Below are 17,956 nucleotides of genomic sequence, written 5' to 3' on the forward strand. Positions count from 1 at the left end.
AAAGACAAGATCAAAAGATCGCAGCCTCGTTTCACTCGACAGCTCCTACACAGCTCCTACCAGAGGGGGTGGTGTTATTCGTTATCGAGGCCCTTGCGCCGATACGGAAACACATCAATCACCTTCCCCGCCCGAATAGCCTCCTGCAAACTCTTCCAGTAATCAGCGTTGTACAACTCACCGTGCAACTGATCGAACAACTTTCGTTGCCCCGAATCAGCAAACAAAAACGGTGGAAACTCCTCGGGGAATACATCCAGTGGCCCGATCGAGTACCACGGTTCGGAGGCCATTTCGTCTTCCGGTGTACGCGGTTGCGGGATGTGGCGGAAGTTGGCTTCAGTCAGGAAGCAGATCTCGTCGTAGTCATAAAACACCACCCGACCGTGACGGGTGACGCCAAAATTCTTCAGCAACATGTCACCGGGAAAAATGTTCGCCGCCGCCAGTTGCTTGATCGCCAGGCCGTAATCCTCCAGCGCCTCGCGAACCTGCGCATCGTTGGCGTGTTCCAGATAAAGGTTCAACGGTGTCATCCGGCGTTCGGTCCAGCAGTGGCGAATCAGTACCGTGTCACCTTCCAGGGATACCGTGGACGCGGCCACTTCGAGCAACTCTTCCAGGCATGCTGGCTCGAACTTGCTCAACGGGAATCGGAAGTCGGCGAACTCCTGGGTATCAGCCATGCGCCCGACCCGGTCGACGCTTTTCACCAGGCGATACTTTTCGATCACCGTAGCGCGGTCGACGTTTTTCGACGGTGAGAAGCGGTCCTTGATGATCTTGAAGACCGTGTTGAAGCCCGGCAGGGTAAACACGCTCATGACCATGCCGCGCACGCCGGGGGCCATGATGAACTGATCGTCGGTGTTGGCCAGGTGATTGATCAGCGCCCGGTAAAACTCGGACTTGCCATGCTTGTAGAAACCGATCGATGTGTACAGCTCGGCAATATGCTTGCCCGGCAGGATGCGTTTGAGAAAGCCGATGAATTCCGCCGGCACCGGCACATCGACCATGAAGTACGATCGGGTGAAGGAGAAGATGATCGACACCTCCGCCTCGTCGGTGATCAGCGCATCGATCTGGATGCCCCGGCCTTCGCGGTGCAGCAGCGGAATCACCAGCGGCCACTGCTCGTCCTGGGTGTAAATGCGCCCCACCAGATAGGCGCCCTTGTTGCGGTAAAGCACCGAGGAAAACAGCTCGACGCTCAGCTCCGGGTCCTTGCAGACCCAATCCGGCAGGTTCTCGCGCAACTGCGCTTCGAGGCGGCGCAGGTCGCCGGCCAGATCGGCGTAATCTTCGCTGAAGCGGTAGTCGGCAAAGATGCTCGTGAGCATGCCGGCCAACTGCCCCTGCGGCTTGTAGGTGCGGGTTTGCGCGGCCCGGGCGCGGCGCAGGCTCGGCCGCGTGGTGTGGATGAACATGCAGCCGTCGCTGATCAGGTCATGGCTGAACAGCCCGCAGAAAATCGAGTTGTACCAGGTCTCGGACAGTTCATCGTCGAAGCGCAGGTCGATCAGGCTGATGTAAGCGCTTTTGACCAGCGGCCAGTTGCTGACGTCCATCAGCACATCGGTCTCGAACGACGCATGCAAGCGCCCTACCGTTTCGCCGACCTTTTCTTCGTAGAGGTTGATTCGCGCCGCCGACGCAACTTGCGTCTCTTGCCATTGGGCCTGCTCGAAACGGGCTCGAGCGCCGTCGGTGATCTGACGGAAATGCTCGCGGTAATCGTCAAAGCCATCGAGGATCATTCGGGCGATGTCGGCGGCTGGCCATTGCTGCGGCATAGGTAAAACCTCGGCGGCTGTTCTTGTCGTTGGAGCCTGAGCTTAGTGGCCCTGTGTGACGCAACGCAACCATTGCCTTGTACCCTGACTGGCGCGACACTTGCGCGCCAATCAAGGAAGGAAAGTGCTGTGAACCCCGTCGATATCCTGCGTATGTTGTCGCTTGCCGCCATTTGGGGTGCGAGCTTTCTGTTCATGCGCGTTATTGCCCCAGTGATTGGCACAATCCCCACTGCTTTTTTTCGCGTGTCGATTGCCGCCGTCGGGCTGCTGGTGATCCTTGGGCTGATGCGCATCAGCTGGGATTTCAAAGGCAAGCTCAAGACGGTGATGCTGCTCGGGATGATCAACTCAGGGATCCCGGCAACCCTCTATTCCGTGGCCGCCCAAGTGCTGCCGGCCGGTTACTCGGCGATTTTCAACGCCACCACGCCTTTGATGGGGGTATTGATCGGTGGGCTGTTCTTCCATGAAAAACTCACCGCCGCCAAGTTGGGCGGGGTATTTCTCGGCCTGTTCGGCGTCGGCATCCTCACCCGGGCCGGGCCGGTGGCGTTCAACCTGGAACTGCTGATGGGCGCACTCGCGTGCCTGATGGCCACCACCTGCTATGGCTTTGCCGGGTTCCTCGCCCGGCGCTGGCTCGACCATGCCGGCGGCCTCGACAGTCGCCTTTCGGCGCTGGGCAGCATGCTCGGCGCGACGTTGTTGTTGCTGCCGTTGTTTGGCTACAACGTGATCAGCCAGCCGCCGGCGAGCTGGGGCGGCTGGAATGTCTGGTTGTCGTTGCTGGGGTTGGGTTTGGTGTGCACGGCCTTTGCCTACATTATTTACTTCCGTTTACTGACTTCGGTTGGCCCGGTGAAATCCATGACCGTGACCTTCATGATCCCGCCGTTCGGGGTGTTGTGGGGGGCGCTGCTGCTGGATGAGCCGTTGTCGATGGCGCATCTTTATGGCGGGGTGTTGATAGCGGTGGCGTTGTGGTTGGTGTTGAAGCCGGCGGTGGTGAAGACGGCTGAGGTGGCTGCTCGGTAGTGCTGCTGACAATGCCATCGCGAGCAAGCTCGCTCCCACAATGGATCGGTGTCACGACGAAGATCCAATGTGGGAACGGTGCCCGGAGCAATGTTCCGGGCTTGTTTTGTTTCAAGCAGTTTTGCGGAAGACGAACATCAGACCAATGATGATCAGCAGCATGCCGAGCATGCTCAATGCCGCCAGACGGTTGCCAAAAATCAGGTAGTCCATGACCGCCGTTACTGCCGGCACCAGGTAAAACAGGCTAGTGACATTTACCAGATTGCCTCGTGCAATCAGCCGATACAGCAGCAGCGTCGCCAGCACTGATACCACCAACCCCATCCACAACACCGGCACGATGAACCCTGTGCTGTGTTCAACATGAAACGGCTGGAACGGTACGAAGATCCCGCAGAGCAACAATCCCGCCAGATACTGCACCGGCAGCGTGCCGAGGGGATTATCGGTGATGCGTTTCTGCATGATCGAGCCGAAGGTCATGCTCGCCAGCGCCAACAGACCGAAGAGCATCCCGGCCAACGACATGCCGGCCAAACCGATGCCCTGGTAAACCACCATGATCAACCCCGCCAGGCCTAGCGCCAGACCGAACATCCGGCTTATTGATCGGTGCCGCTCCATGATCACTACGGTGAGAATCGGTTGAACGCCCATGATGGTTGCCATCATGCCGGGAGTGACCTTCAGGTCCAGGGCCAGCAGATAGAAAATCTGATAAGCCCCCAGCAACACCACGCCCGTGGCCATCGCATACAACATCGGCTTGCCGCCCTTGGGTAGTTTCAGCTTGAGCAACGGCATCAACAGCACCAGCCCGCACAAGGCAATGGCGAAACGAATCAGCAAAAAAGCGAAGGGTGATGCGTGGGCCAGGCCCCATTTGGAGAAGATCGCGCCGCTGCTCCACAGCAAAACGAACAGGCTCGTGGACGCCGCCGCGAGCGCGGATTTTTTCGAAAGGACAAACATGAATACCACCTGTAGTCAGGCAAAAAGCCAACTCAGCCGAAGCTGAAATTCAGTAGTTTTTTCAGGCGCTTTTCAGATGGGCACGGGAACAGCAGAAAAAAGCTGATCAGCCCGAAAAGCCAACGCCTGGCGGTGATACGACTGCGCACACCGGCGTGCTACTGACAGGTGGGGGGTAATGACTGATCTGCGCAGGCTGTTGATTCCCGCACGGCACGACGCCAGCGTTGACCGCTGAATCGACTACCGCGTTGATGGGGGAAGCTGGCATGGGCTGATCTTTTTTGATGAGTGAAAGAGTGGTTCAGGAAACCACAGAGGGCCGACTATAACCAGCGCTCGACAGGGATTGCAATGACTTGACGAAAGAACCCGGGGAATAGGCCTGAGGCCTCAACCAAACAACCAATACCCCAACAACGTCAACACCACCACGGCCAGCACCGGCCGCAGTACACGGTAGGCCTTGGGGTTACGACGCTTCCACTGTTTGACCATACCGCTGAATTTGTCGCTGAAGTTCTTGCTCCAGGCGTAGGCCTGGTTGATCCCGCCAACGCGTTCATCATCAAGGTTCTGGGGTGCAGTGGCGCGCCCCAGAAAGCCGCTGATCGAGCGGTTGATGCGGGTCATGAGGCGATTGCTCAGCGGTCGCTCGATATCGCAGAACAGGATGACCCGGGTTTGCTCGGTTTCATTCTTGACCCAGTGCACGTAGGTTTCATCGAACATCACATCTTCGCCATCACGCCAGGCATAAACCTGACCGTCGACGAAGATGCGGCAATGATCGGAGTTCGGTGTCGACAGCCCCAGGTGATAACGCAGGGAACCGGCGAACGGGTCGCGATGCGGATTGAGGTGACTGCCACCCGGTAGCAGCGCGAACATGGCGCCTTTGACGTTGGGAATACTGCTGACCAACGCCACGGTTTTCGGGCACAAGGCTTCGGCCGATGGCAGCGGTTTGTCGTACCACTTGAGGTAGAAACGCTTCCAGCCCTTCTTGAAGAACGAACCAAAACCGGCGTCGGTGTTCTTTTCGGCGGCGCGAATGTAACCCTCGTCGAACAAGTGTATGGCTTCGTCGCGGATAACTTCCCAGTTATCCCTGAGCACATCCAGTTCGGGGAACTTGCTGCGGTCCAGGTAGGGTTTGGATGGCACGCCGGAGAACAGGTACATCAGGGCGTTATAAGGTGCAAACAGAGCCGAGTGGTTGACGAACTGGCGCAGGACCGGCAAACGCGCCTTGCCACGCAAGTGCACATAGAGCGTGCTGCCGAGGAACAGCAACAACACCGAAGCCTTCGCGACAAAGGAAAAGCTCATCTACAACTCCTTGATAGTAGGTAACTTTGCACAACGCCATTTACCCGACGTGGCAATCGGCCATGATAAACACTACCGGCCTCGGGAAAAACCCGCATAACTCAACATTCAGTGTTAAGGATTACGCAATAAACCCTTATTAACACAAGGTTCCTGAACGGGGGCTGACCTGAATCACCCCCCTTTCACACGAGAATCAAAAACAAGATCAAAAGATCGTCCGAACGCGGACCGAACCTTCGGTAGCTCTTACTGCTGATTCTCCTGTTCGGTAAACAGATCACTGAACAGCATGCTCGACAGGTAGCGTTCGCCAGAGTCGGGCAGGATCACCACGATGGTCTTGCCCTGCATTTCCGGGGTTTCAGCCAGTCGCACAGCCACCGCCATGGCGGCGCCGCACGAGATACCGCTCAAAATCCCTTCTTCCTGCATCAGCCGCAGGGCCATCGCCTTGGACTCATCGTCGCTGACCAGCTCCACCCGATCGACCATCGACAGATCCAGGTTCTTCGGTACAAAACCAGCGCCGATGCCCTGGATTTTGTGGGGGGCAAGGGGCTTGATCTCATCCCCAGCCCTCGCCTGAGTGATGACTGGCGACAATACTGGCTCCACCGCCACCGAGATTATCGGCTTGCCCTGGGTATTCTTGATATACCGCGAAACCCCGGTAATGGTTCCACCTGTTCCGACACCCGCCACCAAGACGTCGACTGCGCCGTCGGTGTCGTTCCAGATTTCCGGCCCGGTGGTTTTTTCGTGGATGGCCGGGTTGGCCGGGTTTTCGAATTGCGCAGGCATGAAGTAGGTCGATGGATCACTGGCGAGGATTTCGGCAGCCTTCTCGATTGCGCCTTTCATGCCTTTGGCCGGTTCCGTCAACACCAGTTCGGCGCCAAGGGCTTTGAGCACCTTGCGTCGTTCGATGCTCATGGATGCGGGCATGGTCAGTACCAGCCGGTACCCGCGGGCGGCGGCAACGAACGCCAGGCCGATGCCGGTATTGCCCGAAGTCGGTTCGATGATGGTCATGCCGGGCTTGAGTTTACCGCTGCTTTCGGCCTCCCAGATCATGTTCGCGCCGATCCGGCACTTGACCGAATAACCAGGATTGCGCCCTTCGATCTTGGCCAGGATGGTGACACCGCGCGGGGCGATACGGTTGATTTGCACCAGCGGCGTATTGCCAATGGAATGGGCGTTGTCAGCATAAATACGGCTCATGGCTGGGTCCTTATACAGCGTTGAATTAGCTGTCCAAGGTATGCCTGTTACCCGTGGTCGTCCAGTCAGTCGAACGTCCGCTTAGCCCCGCAGTCAATCGCTTTATACCGCCAGAGATTTGCCGCCATGAAGCGTCGATACAGTTGGCCCCTGTGGACCCTCGCCGGCCTTGTTGTGCTGCTGGTTGCCCTGCACATTGCCCTGCCCTACATGGTGCGCGATTACCTCAACGAGAAACTGGCGGACATGGGTGACTACAGCGGGCAGATTACCGATGTAGACCTGGCCCTGTGGCGCGGGGCCTACAAAATCAACGGACTGAAAATCGTCAAGGTCAATGGCAAGGTCCCCGTGCCTTTCGTCAACGCACCCTTGATTGACCTCTCCGTCAGCTGGCACTCGCTCTGGTACGACCATGCCGTGGTGGCCGAGGCGCAGTTCGACAAACCCGAGGTGAATTTCGTCGACGGTGCCACCAAGAAAAACTCCCAGACCGGTCAGGGCACCGACTGGCGGGCACAATTGGAAAAATTGCTGCCGATAACCCTGAACGAAGTGCGGATCAACGATGGGCGGGTCACCTTTCGAAACTTCAATTCAAAACCGCCGGTGAACATGAATGCCACCCAGGTTAACGCCAGCATTTACAACCTGACCAACGTAGTCGACACCAAAGGCAAGCGCGACGCCCGTTTCGACGGCAAAGCGCTGTTGCTGGGGCATGCACCGCTGGAAACCCTGGCGACCTTTGATCCATTTAGCAATTTCGAAGACTTCGAATTCCGCCTGCGCGCCAAGAACCTTGAACTTAAACGTATGAACGACTTCGCCTCGGCTTACGGCAAGTTCGACTTCAATTCCGGCCATGGTGACGTGGTCATTGAAGCCGAAGCCAACAAGGGCCAACTCACTGGCTACATCAAGCCGCTATTGCGGGACGTCGATGTATTCAATTGGCAACAGGACGTGGAGAACAAAGACAAAGGGATTTTTCGCTCCATCTGGGAAGCACTCGTCGGTGGCACCGAGAATGTGTTGAAGAATCAACCGAAAAACCAGTTCGCCACTCGCGTCCAGCTCAAAGGCAGCGTGCATCAGCGAGATATCAGCGCATTCGAGGCTTTTTTGCAGATTTTGCGTAATGGTTTCATCCAGGCATTCAATGCCCAGTACGAACGACCCAAGCCGGATACGGACTGAGTCAAGATGTGACGCCCCATTCAGAGACTGAATAAGTCGTCTGCGTTCACAGTCGACCGGGCAGCGCGTTATAGTCGAGCCTGACAATTTATCGCGCCCCGCCCTGCCTCGTTCAGGTCGGCGTTACCGTTCGAGGATTAGCAGATGAAGTTCGAAGGCACCCAGGCCTACGTCGCCACCGATGACCTGAAGCTGGCGGTCAACGCCGCCATCACCCTGGAGCGGCCACTGCTGGTCAAGGGCGAGCCAGGCACCGGCAAAACCATGCTCGCCGAGCAACTGGCCGAGTCCTTCGGCGCCAAGTTGATTACCTGGCACATCAAGTCCACCACCAAGGCACATCAAGGTTTGTACGAGTACGACGCGGTCAGTCGCCTGCGGGACTCGCAGCTGGGTACGGAGAAGGTCCACGACGTTCGCAACTACCTGAAAAAGGGCAAGCTCTGGGAAGCTTTCGAGTCCGAAGAGCGGGTGATTCTGCTGATCGACGAAATCGACAAGGCCGACATCGAGTTTCCTAACGACCTGCTGCAAGAACTCGACAAGATGGAGTTCTACGTTTACGAGATCGACGAGACCATCAAGGCCAAGAAGCGCCCGATCATCATCATTACCTCCAACAACGAGAAAGAGCTGCCGGACGCCTTCCTGCGCCGCTGCTTCTTTCACTACATCGCCTTCCCGGATCGCGTCACGATGCAACGGATCGTCGACGTGCACTACCCGAATATCAAGAAAGACCTGGTCAGCGAAGCGTTGGACGTGTTCTTCGATGTACGCAAAGTGCCGGGCCTGAAGAAGAAGCCATCGACCTCCGAACTGGTGGACTGGCTGAAACTCTTGATGGCCGACAACATCGGCGAAGCGGTGCTGCGCGAGCGCGATCCGACCAAGGCCATTCCGCCACTGGCAGGCGCCCTGGTTAAGAACGAACAAGACGTGCAATTGCTTGAGCGCCTGGCGTTCATGAGCCGTCGCGGCACTCGCTAAGCCCCGATAGAGAGAGGCGATTGCCATGCTGCTCAACCTGTTCAATGAAATGCGTGCAGCCAAGGTGCCGGTCTCGGTGCGTGAGCTGCTGGACCTGATCAACGCGCTGAAACAGCGCGTGACCTTCGCCGACATGGACGAGTTCTATTACTTGTCGCGGGCGATTCTGGTGAAGGACGAAAAGCATTTCGACAAGTTCGACCGGGCGTTCGGTGCCTACTTCAATGGCCTGGAAAAGCTCGACGATCACCTTCAGGCATTGATTCCAGAAGACTGGCTGCGCAAGGAATTCGAGCGTTCCCTGACCGATGAAGAGCGGGCCGCGATCCAGTCCCTGGGTGGGCTGGACAAGCTGATTGAAGAGTTCAAAAAGCGCCTGGAAGAACAGAAAGAACGCCATGCCGGCGGCAACAAGTGGATCGGCACCGGCGGCACCAGCCCGTTTGGCTCCGGAGGCTTCAACCCGGAAGGCATTCGGGTCGGCGATGCCGGCAAGCGTCAAGGTAAAGCGGTCAAAGTCTGGGATCAGCGCGAGTACAAGAACCTCGACGATTCGGTCGAACTGGGCACACGCAACATCAAGGTCGCCCTGCGTCGCCTGCGTAAATTCGCCCGTCAGGGCGCGGCGGAAGAACTCGACATCGACGGCACCATCGACCATACCGCGCGCGATGCCGGGCTGCTGAACATCCAGATGCGTCCGGAGCGCCGCAACACCGTCAAGTTGTTGCTGCTGTTCGACATCGGCGGCTCGATGGACGCCCACGTGAAGATCTGCGAAGAACTGTTCTCGGCCTGCAAGACCGAGTTCAAGCATCTGGAGTACTTCTACTTCCACAACTTTATTTATGAATCGGTGTGGAAGAACAACATGCGCCGTACCTCCGAGCGCACCGCCACCCACGACCTGCTGCACAAGTACGGCGCCGACTACAAAGTGATCTTCATCGGCGACGCCGCCATGGCGCCCTATGAAATCACCCAGGCTGGCGGCAGCGTCGAGCACTGGAACGAAGAAGCCGGTTACGTGTGGATGCAGCGCTTCAAGGAAAAGTACAAGAAGCTCATCTGGATCAACCCGTACCCGAAAGACACCTGGGGCTATACCTCGTCGACCAATATCGTGCGGGATTTGATTGATGACCAGATGTATCCGCTGACGTTGCGGGGGTTGGAGGAAGGGATGCGGTTTTTGTCCAAGTAATCTCTGTTGTCTGGACTGAGACCATCGCGGGCAAGCCCGCTCCCACAAGGATTAGCGTCGTTCGCACATTTTGTGAGCACCATCTACCCTGTGGGAGCGGGCTTGCCCGCGATGCTTTAGCGGCCTAAAACCGCCGAAAATACTCAACGTGTTCCCGATGCGCGACGTCCTGCACCACCGGCTTCAACCGCACCTTCGCCCCCGGCAGACACTGCGCCAATCGCGCCAATGCCAACGGCGTCAACGCCCCCAACCGCGGATACCCGCCAATGGTCTGCCGATCATTGAGCAGCACAATCGGCTGCCCGTCCGGTGGCACCTGGACCGCGCCCAGTGGGATGCCTTCGGAAATCATCGGCTTGCCCTGATACTGCAACGCCGTTCCAAGCAGACGAATACCCATCCGGTCGGCGCGGCTGTCGAGGGTCCAGACGCTGTTGAACGCATCGAACAGACTCTGCCCGCTGAACTCGCCGATCTGTGCACCGAGCACCAAGTCCAGCGGCGCATTGAGTTTGAAATTCGGCACTTGTTCGGGCGCCAGCGCCCGCAGCAGTAACAGCGAGCTCCCCGAATAGCTCAACTGCGCATCTTTGGCCAACGCCCGACCCATGCCATCCAGCCCACCGAGCTCCTCACGGACCACCGTTGCGCTACTGCCCAACACCTTTGGCGCATCAAATCCGCCGGGGGCCGCCAAATAAGCCCGAGCGCCAAGCAGCGGTTGAGTGAATTGCAATTGCTGACCCTTGTTCAGCCTGAAACTGCGCCACGGTGCCAATGCCTCGCCATCCACCTGCGCCCCCAGATCCGCTCCGGCCAACGCCAGCACGCAATCTTCCTGGGCAACGACCGTAAACCCGCCGAGAGTGATTTCGATCACCGATGCATCCAGCCCATTGCCCAGCAACCAATTGGCCCACGACATCGATCGCCAATCCGCCGCCCCGCCCTGGGTCACGCCCAGATGCCGCACGCCAAATCGCCCGGCGTCCTGCAACAGGCACAGCGGTGTACTTGCTTCAATCGTCAGTCGGCTCATGCCAGGGCCTCCAACGGCGTGTCATCACCGCCCAGATTGATGAACTCGGCATGGCTGACCGCTTCGAAGCGCACGGTGTCGCCCGGTTGCATAAGGCTGTAGCCGTCGCGCTCGCGGTCGAACAATTTGGCCGGGGTGCGGCCGATCAGGTTCCAGCCGCCGGGAGACACCACCGGATAAGCCGCCGTCTGGCGTTCGGCGATACCAACACTGCCGGCAGCCACTTTTTTGCGCGGAGTATTCATACGCGGTGCAGCCAATATTTCCTCTACCAATCCCATGAAGGCAAACCCCGGCGCGAAGCCTAACGCGAACACTTGGTACTCGCGACCGCTGTGGCGGTGGATCACCTCTTCCACCGTTAATCCACTGCGCTGAGACAGCAACGTCAGTTCCGGACCGACACTCAGGTCATACCAGACCGGCAACACATGGCATTTACCACTAGTGCGAGCGTTGGGGGACAGATCGATCAAGGCTTCAGCGATCAATTCCCGCGCCTGGGCCGGATTCAGCGCCATCAAATCGTAATGCACCATCAACGTCGTATAGGACGGCACCAGATCGATCAAATGGCTGGCGAACGCCTCTCGCAGACGCTCGCTGGCGGCGAGCATCCACGGCATGTTGGCTTCGCTGATTTCATCGAACAGACGCACCATCAGGCAATCCAGCGCCACCACTTCCACCCGTGGTTTCATGATGCACTCTGCTGATTCAAGGCTTCGCGAATGCGCTGCACGGCGGCCACCGAACTGGCGTTATCGCCGTGTACGCACAAGGTGTTGGCCTGCAGATGCAAGGCGCTGCCATCGCTGGCCGTAAGATTGTCACCGCGAGCAATGATCAACGCCTGTTCGATGATTTTCTCGGGATCGTGATGCACGGCTCCCGGCAGTTGCCGCGAAACCAGCCTGCCTGCGCTGTCGTAAGCGCGATCGGCGAAGGCTTCAAACCACAATGTCACGCCATATTCATCGCCAAGTTGCTGCGCGGCACTGTTGTCGCGGGTCGCCATCAGCATCAACGGCAAGCTCCGATCATAGGCTGCCACGGCCTGAATCACCGCGCGCAGTTGCGCCGGGTTGGCCATCATGTCGTTGTACATCGCGCCGTGGGGTTTGACGTAACTCACCCGCCCGCCCTGCGCCCGGCAAATGCCGTCGAGGGCGCCGATCTGGTAATGCAACAGGTCCTGCAGTTCCTGGGCGGTGTAAGCCATGGATCGGCGACCGAACCCCACCAGATCCTGATAGGCCGGATGAGCACCAATCTGCACGCCGTGGCCCAGAGCCAGGCTGACGGTCTTGCGCATGATGCTCGGGTCGCCGGCGTGGAAGCCACAAGCGATGTTGGCGCAGTCGATGAAGGGCATGACCTCGGCGTCCAGACCCATGGTCCAGTTACCGAAACTCTCGCCGATGTCGCAGTTCAATAGCAGGCGGTTCACGGTGAACACTCCTGTAGGCTTTTATCTTCTTAGCTGAAGGACATATGCCCCTCAGATTATCAGTTACCGGATATTCGGTTATTGAGCGTCGAGTTGCTTGCCACGGGTTTCCGGCAGGCTCAGGGCCGCCAGGATCACTACCCCGTAGGACACCGCCGCGAAGGCCCCGATTCCCACACTCAGTGGCACCTTCTGGCTGAGCAAGCCGATCAACAGCGGGAACAACGCCGCCAATGCCCGACCGATGTTGTAGCAAAAACCTTGGCCCGAGCCACGTATCCGCGTCGGAAACAGCTCAGTCAAAAACGCGCCCATGCCGCTGAAGATCCCCGAAGCGAAGAAGCCCAGGGGGAAACCCAGCCAGAGCATCACGCCGTTGCTGACCGGCAATTGGGTGTACAGCAGAACAATGGTGAACGAGCCGACCGCGAACAGAATGAAATTCTTTTTACGACCGAGGATGTCAGTCAAATACGCGCTGATCACGTACCCGATGTAGGACCCGACGATCACCATCGCCAGATAACCACCGGTGCCGAGTACGCTCAAGCCCCGTTCGTTTTTCAGAAACGTCGGCAGCCAGGAAGTGATCGCGTAGTAACCGCCGAGCGCGCCGGTGGTCAGGATCGAAGCGCGGATCGTGGTGAAAAGGATGCCCGGGGCAAAAATCTCGTAGAACTTGGCCGGGTTGCTTGGCTCTTCCTTGGCTTTGGCTTCGCGGTAGATTTCCGGGTCCTTGACCAGGCGACGGACGAAGATCACAAAAATCGCCGGCACGATGCCAAGGATGAACAATGCTCGCCAGGCGTCTTCCGGCGGCAAAACCGAAAATAGCAGCGCATACAGAATCGCTGTCAGCCCCCAACCCAACGCCCAACCCGATTGCACCATACCAACAGCTTTGCCACGGTCCTTGGCACGAATCACTTCGCCCATCAACACCGCGCCAGCGGTCCATTCACCGCCGAAACCAAAGCCCATCAACGTGCGGCTGATCAACAGTTGTTCGTAGTTCTGGGCAAAGCCGCAGAGGAAGGTGAAGAAGGCGAACCAGAGCACCGTCAGTTGCAGGGTGCGCACCCGGCCGATGCGGTCAGAGAGAATCCCCGCCACCCAGCCACCGATAGCCGAAGCGATCAGGGTGCTGGTGTGAATCAGCCCGGCTTCGCCAGTGGTGATGCCCCACATGGCAATCAGGGTCGGCACCACGAAGCTGAGCATCTGGGTGTCCATGCCGTCCAGGCCATAGCCGATCTTGCAGCTCCAGAACGTACGACGTTCCTGCTTATTGATGTTGTGGTACCAATCGAAGGGTCCCGGGCGAGCCGTGGCTTTGGGAATGAGGGTGTCGGGCGCACTCATGGCAAGTCTCCGTGCAAATTTTATTGGTATTGTTCTGAGCCCCGACGACGCCTATCGTGGGAACCGGATGTGCCGATTTTTGGGCTGCTGGCCCTGCTGCGTCCAACTAATAAAAACCCGCCCTAGACATAAGAAAACCTTATCCGACGGGCTAAGCCCCAAGAGCTGATCCCATGAACCTGAAGTTTCTCGAGACCTTTGTCTGGGTCGCCCGCCTCAAGAGTTTCCGCCTGACGGCAGACAAACTCTTCACCACCCAGGCGTCGATTTCCAGCCGCATTGCCGTGCTCGAAGGCGAGCTCGGGGTGAAGCTGTTCCTGCGTGATTCTCGCGGCGTGAGCCTGACGCCCGAAGGCCTGAAGGTGCTCGAATATGCCGAGCAGATGATGGACACAATGCAGGCGCTCAAGCAGTCGATCGAGACGCGTTCGAGTAAGGTCGGGCGGGTCCGGATCGGCGTCATGGATACCGTGATCCACACCTGGCTCAGCCCGTTGGTGGCGCAGATGATGGATCACTACCCGCTAGTGGAAATCGAACTGGTGGCCGATACCGCGCTCAACCTCTGCGATCAGCTGCAAAAAGGTTTTCTCGATCTGATCCTGCAAACCGACCTGCTGCGCCAGGAAAGCGTACGTAGTCTGGAGCTGGCCAGTCATCCGATGGGCTGGATCGTCGCCAGCAATTCCATCTACAACCGCGAGTATTCAGGTGTCGCCGATCTGGCGCGGGAGCGGATCATCACCTATTCGAAAAACTCCCATCCTCATCAGGATATCTTGAGCCTGATGCAGGCCAACGGGGTCATGGCGCCACGGCTGAACTGTGTGAATTCAGTGTCGGCGATTACCCGATTGCTGAGGGACGGTTTCGGCATTGGCGCGCTACCGCCGGTGCTGGTGGCCGAAGAATTGGCGCGTGGGGAATTGACCTTGCTGGCCATCGATCAGCGGCCGCCGAACTTGCAGGTGGTGGTTTCGTGGCGGGTTGGCGTGGAATGGGTCGAAGAAATCGTGGCGTTGTGTCAGCAAGTCGTGGAGCGCTATGCGCAGAAAGTGGGCGAGCAGTACGTCGTCTTGAGCAAACCACAGGCACGCATCTGAAGGACATCTCCCAAACTCTAAATATGAACCACTATCATTTGCATTATTTTTTCAAGCCGGTATTCTCAGCGCGCTTTCAGCTAATCAATTGTCCAGAAGGAGTCGGACCTGATGCGCGGCTATACGCAAAAACAGCAACAATTGCTCGCTCACTGGAGCGAAGCTCTTGGCACTCAGGCTTTCCAGTCCCACCGCATCACTCTCGATCATTTGAGCAACGCGCTGGAGCCCGCCGCCCAACGCTGTTTCCAACGCCTGATCCAGGCGCTGTTTCGTGAAGATCTGATCAACCCTGACACCTGCGAATACGACGACTCTAGCCGCTGCTGGCTGCCACTTGGCGATGGCGCGCATCTTTGCTTCGAGCACTTGTCCGGCGGCAGAATGAACAGCTGGGACGTACGCGGCAGCATCGTCCTGCACACTCCCGACAGACTGCCCCAAAAAATCCAGTTGCCCAGCGAACTGCTCGCACACCTCAGCACTCAGCTCAACCCGCCAGCCTCCCCGCAAGTACTGGAACGTCTGGCCCGGGAGCTGGATGACAGCTTCAGCAACGACACCCTGTGCCTGGCGTTTCACCATGGATGGACCGAGCGCCTGAGAGAGCAGATCGATACCGAGTACGACGACAATCTGCTCGCTTGGCTCAAAGCCGGCCCCAGCCACCAGAACCCTACGTCATTGCTCGAACAGTGGGGCACTCTCGGCCATCCGTGGCACCCGAACTACAAGACCAAACTGGGCTTGAGCGCCGCTCAGGTCATCGCTTTCTCGCCAGAATTCGAAGCGAGTTTTCCGATCGTGCTGTGCGCCCTGCACCGCCAGTACGCACACGTCGAAGCGCTGGCTGGCACCACCGACTACTGGGACTGGTGGCAAGGTCACTTCCCTCAGGCTGCCGAACAATTGCAACGCCATTTGCAGCAACTGGGCCTGGATGCAAAGGACTACCTCCCGCTCCCGTCGCACCCATGGCAAGCCCATGAAGAGCTGCCACATTCGTTCGCCAACGAGATCGCTGACAACCTGCTGATCGTCACTGACATCGTGGCTTTTACCGGCCACCCGACCATGTCTTTCCGCACGGTCCTGCCGCAGGCCAGTCGCGTGGCGCCGATGGTCAAACTGCCGGTGGCTTTGCGACTGACCAGCGTGCAGCGCACCGTGTCGCCGCGCTCCGCCCGGATGGGTCCGCGCATCAGCCAACTGGTATTGGATATTCTCGACCAGGAGCCGCAGATTCAGCGTCTGCTGAACATCGTTCCCGAGCGCATCGGCGTGCATTACGCACCACTGCCGGTCGATGACGAGCGCTCCCGGCATGCTGCCGTACTGTATCGCGACAACCCGCTTACCCTCCTGCAAGAAGGCGAATTGGCGGTGCCGGTCGGCAGCCTGTTCGCCGTCAACGAATTCGAACAACCGCTGCTGCGTGATTGGGTAAGACTGGCTCAGGGCAGCGACGACAGCGAGGCCATGTTGGCGTTCTTCGATGATTACCTGTCGATTGCCGTACCGAGTCTGCTGGGCATTTACCTGATGTATGGCGTGGCGTTCGAAGCGCATCAGCAAAACAGTTTCATGGTGATGGGTGCTGACGGGCAGTTGAATCGGCTGCTATTACGTGATTTCGGCGACGTTCGTATCGATCGCAAAACCCTGCACGCCAAGGGTCTGGATATCCAGTTACACGATCCGAAAATGACCCTGTATGACGACTCCGGCTTTGTCCGTGACAAACTCCTGCACACCACATTCATGTGCCATCTCGGTGAGTTGACGTTGCTCTGTGCCCGCCACTGGAATGTGTCGGAGAGCATCCTTTGGGAGCGATTGGCATCGCACGTTGCACAGTGCTTCGAGACCTTGCGCGATCACGTTGAACCGGCACGTTGGGAAAGCGAGCGCCGGGCCTTGCTGGAACAGGATTGGCCCGCCAAATCGTTCATGCGCATGCGCTTGCTCGACAGCCATGCCGACATCGTCGGACGCCTGAGTAACCCGCTGCGACCCAATATCCATGCTCGCTGACGGTCGCGCTTTGCGACTGCTGATCGTCATCCAGTTTGTCTCCATGGGCGCAATGGAAATGAGCGGTCCGTTCTGGCCCTTGCAGATCCAGCATCTGCTCGGGCCGGAGGGCGCCGGCTACACCGCGCTGTTATCGGCGATGGTCTATGCCGGTCCGATGCTGGCGGCCATGCTCCTGACGCCCATGTGGGGCCGGTTGGGGGATCGCACCGGACACAAACCGATGATTGTTCGGGCGTTGTTGGCACTCGCGCTGTGCCAAGGGTTGGCGGCGATCACCCTCGACCCGTGGCTGCTGGTGGGTATTCGCGTGATGCAGGGCGCATTGGCCGGTTTTCTCGCTGCCGCGCAAGCCTACGCCTTGGCCTGCTGCGACAGTTCCAGCCGTGGTCACACCCTGGCCCGCCTGCAATCGGCAACCGCCGTCGGCTCATTGATCGGCCCGGTGCTGGGTGGCTGGCTGATGGACGTCTCGGGGTTTGCCCTGCTCTGTTATGGCGCGACGGCGATTTGCCTGCTGTGCGCACTGGGGAGTTTTTTCCTGCCGGCCGACAAGGCTCGGACCTCGAAGAAAAAAGCGCTTGAACCGGTGGCCCTGCCCAAAGGCTGGCTCGGTGGAATCCTGTTGGTAATCGTGTTGATTCAAGCCGCGAAGATGATGCCGCAGTCGTTCTACGCGCTGTACGTCGCGAACATTCTGCATGCCCCGAGCTGGCTGATCGGCGCCACCTACGCGGCGAGCGCCGCGACCCTGGCCGTTTCCGCACCGCTATGGGGACGCCTGTTCGACCGCTGGCAGCCGGCCCACACCTTGCGCGTCATCGAAGGCGTGGCCTGGCTATGTGCGCTGACGCTGGCGGCCACGGCATTGGCCAACGAATGGCTGGGGTTTCTCGTCAGTCGCCTCGTCTGGGGCCTCTGGCAAGGCGCCCTGCTTCCCGTCGCCTATGCACTGATCGCCAACACCATTTCCGAAAACCAGCAGGGCTTCGCGCTCGGCCTGGGCAACAGCGCGGCAAAGGCTGGCGCTCTGCTCGGTGTCGTCCTTGGCGGGATCGGCATGGGCCTGGTCGGCCTGGCTCACAGCTTCTGGCTGGTGGCGCTGACTTACGCCATCGCCGCCATCGGGATCCGCTGGGTACGCTCGTTCAACGCCACGCCTGACCGCTCGACCTTATCTCCCCACACTTATCACAACTAAAA

The 17,956-nt window shown here is 58.6% G+C and carries 15 protein-coding genes; 7 read left to right on the top strand and 8 right to left on the bottom strand.

What is annotated here, in order from left to right:
- Positions 1 to 74: 74 nt before the first annotated feature.
- The gene (gene aceK / locus JFU11_RS03035; protein ID WP_123721907.1) at positions 75 to 1,796 is read right to left on the bottom strand and encodes a bifunctional isocitrate dehydrogenase kinase/phosphatase; all 1,722 of its coding nucleotides are present in this window, start codon (positions 1,794 to 1,796) and stop codon (positions 75 to 77) included.
- A 129-nt stretch (positions 1,797 to 1,925) separates the two neighbouring features.
- Between aceK and JFU11_RS03040 the strand changes: the two genes are divergently transcribed.
- The gene (locus JFU11_RS03040; protein ID WP_201059730.1) at positions 1,926 to 2,834 is read left to right on the top strand and encodes a DMT family transporter; all 909 of its coding nucleotides are present in this window, start codon (positions 1,926 to 1,928) and stop codon (positions 2,832 to 2,834) included.
- A 111-nt stretch (positions 2,835 to 2,945) separates the two neighbouring features.
- Here JFU11_RS03040 and JFU11_RS03045 read toward each other — a convergent pair whose 3' ends face one another.
- The 3 genes from JFU11_RS03045 to cysK form a co-directional block, all read right to left on the bottom strand.
- Entirely contained in the window at positions 2,946 to 3,809 is an 864-nt protein-coding gene (locus JFU11_RS03045) for a DMT family transporter (RefSeq protein WP_201059732.1), read from the bottom strand.
- Positions 3,810 to 4,202: 393 nt separating this feature from the next.
- On the bottom strand, positions 4,203 to 5,141 hold the full coding sequence (locus JFU11_RS03050; protein ID WP_123721910.1) for an aspartyl/asparaginyl beta-hydroxylase domain-containing protein: 939 nt from the start codon (positions 5,139 to 5,141) through the stop codon (positions 4,203 to 4,205).
- Positions 5,142 to 5,390: 249 nt separating this feature from the next.
- The gene (gene cysK, locus JFU11_RS03055; RefSeq protein WP_123721911.1) at positions 5,391 to 6,368 is read right to left on the bottom strand and encodes a cysteine synthase A; all 978 of its coding nucleotides are present in this window, start codon (positions 6,366 to 6,368) and stop codon (positions 5,391 to 5,393) included.
- A 126-nt stretch (positions 6,369 to 6,494) separates the two neighbouring features.
- Between cysK and JFU11_RS03060 the strand changes: the two genes are divergently transcribed.
- The 3 genes from JFU11_RS03060 to JFU11_RS03070 all read left to right on the top strand — a co-directional run bounded on the left by JFU11_RS03060 (position 6,495) and on the right by JFU11_RS03070 (position 9,762).
- Entirely contained in the window at positions 6,495 to 7,568 is a 1,074-nt protein-coding gene (locus JFU11_RS03060) for a DUF748 domain-containing protein (protein ID WP_123721912.1), read from the top strand.
- Between the two features lie 144 nt (positions 7,569 to 7,712).
- Positions 7,713 to 8,558 carry a MoxR family ATPase gene (locus JFU11_RS03065; RefSeq protein ID WP_007898718.1) on the top strand — a complete coding sequence of 282 codons (846 nt, stop codon included), beginning with the start codon at positions 7,713 to 7,715 and terminating at the stop codon, positions 8,556 to 8,558.
- Positions 8,559 to 8,583: 25 nt separating this feature from the next.
- Positions 8,584 to 9,762 carry a VWA domain-containing protein gene (locus JFU11_RS03070; protein ID WP_201059734.1) on the top strand — a complete coding sequence of 393 codons (1,179 nt, stop codon included), beginning with the start codon at positions 8,584 to 8,586 and terminating at the stop codon, positions 9,760 to 9,762.
- A gap of 124 nt (positions 9,763 to 9,886) precedes the next feature.
- Here the strand turns inward: JFU11_RS03070 and JFU11_RS03075 are convergent, their stop codons facing one another.
- The 4 genes from JFU11_RS03075 to JFU11_RS03090 form a co-directional block, all read right to left on the bottom strand.
- The gene (locus JFU11_RS03075; RefSeq protein WP_123721913.1) at positions 9,887 to 10,804 is read right to left on the bottom strand and encodes a biotin-dependent carboxyltransferase family protein; all 918 of its coding nucleotides are present in this window, start codon (positions 10,802 to 10,804) and stop codon (positions 9,887 to 9,889) included.
- Positions 10,801 to 11,505, bottom strand: a complete 705-nt coding sequence (gene pxpB / locus JFU11_RS03080; RefSeq protein ID WP_201059736.1) for a 5-oxoprolinase subunit PxpB — start codon at positions 11,503 to 11,505, stop codon at positions 10,801 to 10,803. Before pxpB ends, JFU11_RS03075 begins: the two co-directional genes overlap by 4 nt.
- Positions 11,502 to 12,254 carry a 5-oxoprolinase subunit PxpA gene (locus tag JFU11_RS03085; RefSeq protein WP_052966466.1) on the bottom strand — a complete coding sequence of 251 codons (753 nt, stop codon included), beginning with the start codon at positions 12,252 to 12,254 and terminating at the stop codon, positions 11,502 to 11,504. The genes pxpB and JFU11_RS03085 overlap by 4 nt, the downstream gene beginning before the upstream one ends.
- Positions 12,255 to 12,332: 78 nt before the next feature.
- Positions 12,333 to 13,616 carry an MFS transporter gene (locus JFU11_RS03090; protein WP_123721915.1) on the bottom strand — a complete coding sequence of 428 codons (1,284 nt, stop codon included), beginning with the start codon at positions 13,614 to 13,616 and terminating at the stop codon, positions 12,333 to 12,335.
- Between the two features lie 173 nt (positions 13,617 to 13,789).
- Between JFU11_RS03090 and JFU11_RS03095 the strand changes: the two genes are divergently transcribed.
- The 3 genes from JFU11_RS03095 (at position 13,790) to JFU11_RS03105 (ending at position 17,954) form a co-directional block, all read left to right on the top strand.
- Complete coding sequence (locus JFU11_RS03095; RefSeq protein ID WP_201059738.1) at positions 13,790 to 14,719, top strand: LysR family transcriptional regulator; 930 nt, start codon at positions 13,790 to 13,792, stop codon at positions 14,717 to 14,719.
- A 111-nt stretch (positions 14,720 to 14,830) separates the two neighbouring features.
- Complete coding sequence (locus JFU11_RS03100) at positions 14,831 to 16,753, top strand: IucA/IucC family protein (RefSeq protein ID WP_201059740.1); 1,923 nt, start codon at positions 14,831 to 14,833, stop codon at positions 16,751 to 16,753.
- A complete protein-coding gene (locus tag JFU11_RS03105; protein ID WP_201059742.1) occupies positions 16,743 to 17,954 on the top strand; it encodes an MFS transporter in 1,212 nt (403 codons plus the stop codon). Before JFU11_RS03100 ends, JFU11_RS03105 begins: the two co-directional genes overlap by 11 nt.
- The last annotated feature ends 2 nt before the right edge of the window (positions 17,955 to 17,956 follow it).

The sequence above is a fragment of the Pseudomonas sp. TH37 genome (assembly GCF_016650735.1).
Lineage (GTDB): Bacteria > Pseudomonadota > Gammaproteobacteria > Pseudomonadales > Pseudomonadaceae > Aquipseudomonas > Aquipseudomonas farris.

Excerpts from the sequence above, each read along its gene's own strand:
- pxpB (WP_201059736.1), bottom strand. The coding sequence starts at position 11,505 with ATGAAACCACGGGTGGAAGTGGTGGCGCTGGATTGCCTGATGGTGCGT.
- JFU11_RS03100 (WP_201059740.1), top strand. The coding sequence starts at position 14,831 with ATGCGCGGCTATACGCAAAAACAGCAACAATTGCTCGCTCACTGGAGC.
- cysK (WP_123721911.1), bottom strand. The coding sequence starts at position 6,368 with ATGAGCCGTATTTATGCTGACAACGCCCATTCCATTGGCAATACGCCG.
- JFU11_RS03090 (WP_123721915.1), bottom strand. The coding sequence starts at position 13,616 with ATGAGTGCGCCCGACACCCTCATTCCCAAAGCCACGGCTCGCCCGGGA.
- JFU11_RS03065 (WP_007898718.1), top strand. The coding sequence starts at position 7,713 with ATGAAGTTCGAAGGCACCCAGGCCTACGTCGCCACCGATGACCTGAAG.
- JFU11_RS03095 (WP_201059738.1), top strand. The coding sequence starts at position 13,790 with ATGAACCTGAAGTTTCTCGAGACCTTTGTCTGGGTCGCCCGCCTCAAG.
- aceK (WP_123721907.1), bottom strand. The coding sequence starts at position 1,796 with ATGCCGCAGCAATGGCCAGCCGCCGACATCGCCCGAATGATCCTCGAT.
- JFU11_RS03070 (WP_201059734.1), top strand. The coding sequence starts at position 8,584 with ATGCTGCTCAACCTGTTCAATGAAATGCGTGCAGCCAAGGTGCCGGTC.
- JFU11_RS03075 (WP_123721913.1), bottom strand. The coding sequence starts at position 10,804 with ATGAGCCGACTGACGATTGAAGCAAGTACACCGCTGTGCCTGTTGCAG.
- JFU11_RS03105 (WP_201059742.1), top strand. The coding sequence starts at position 16,743 with ATGCTCGCTGACGGTCGCGCTTTGCGACTGCTGATCGTCATCCAGTTT.
- JFU11_RS03050 (WP_123721910.1), bottom strand. The coding sequence starts at position 5,141 with ATGAGCTTTTCCTTTGTCGCGAAGGCTTCGGTGTTGTTGCTGTTCCTC.
- JFU11_RS03045 (WP_201059732.1), bottom strand. The coding sequence starts at position 3,809 with ATGTTTGTCCTTTCGAAAAAATCCGCGCTCGCGGCGGCGTCCACGAGC.
- JFU11_RS03060 (WP_123721912.1), top strand. The coding sequence starts at position 6,495 with ATGAAGCGTCGATACAGTTGGCCCCTGTGGACCCTCGCCGGCCTTGTT.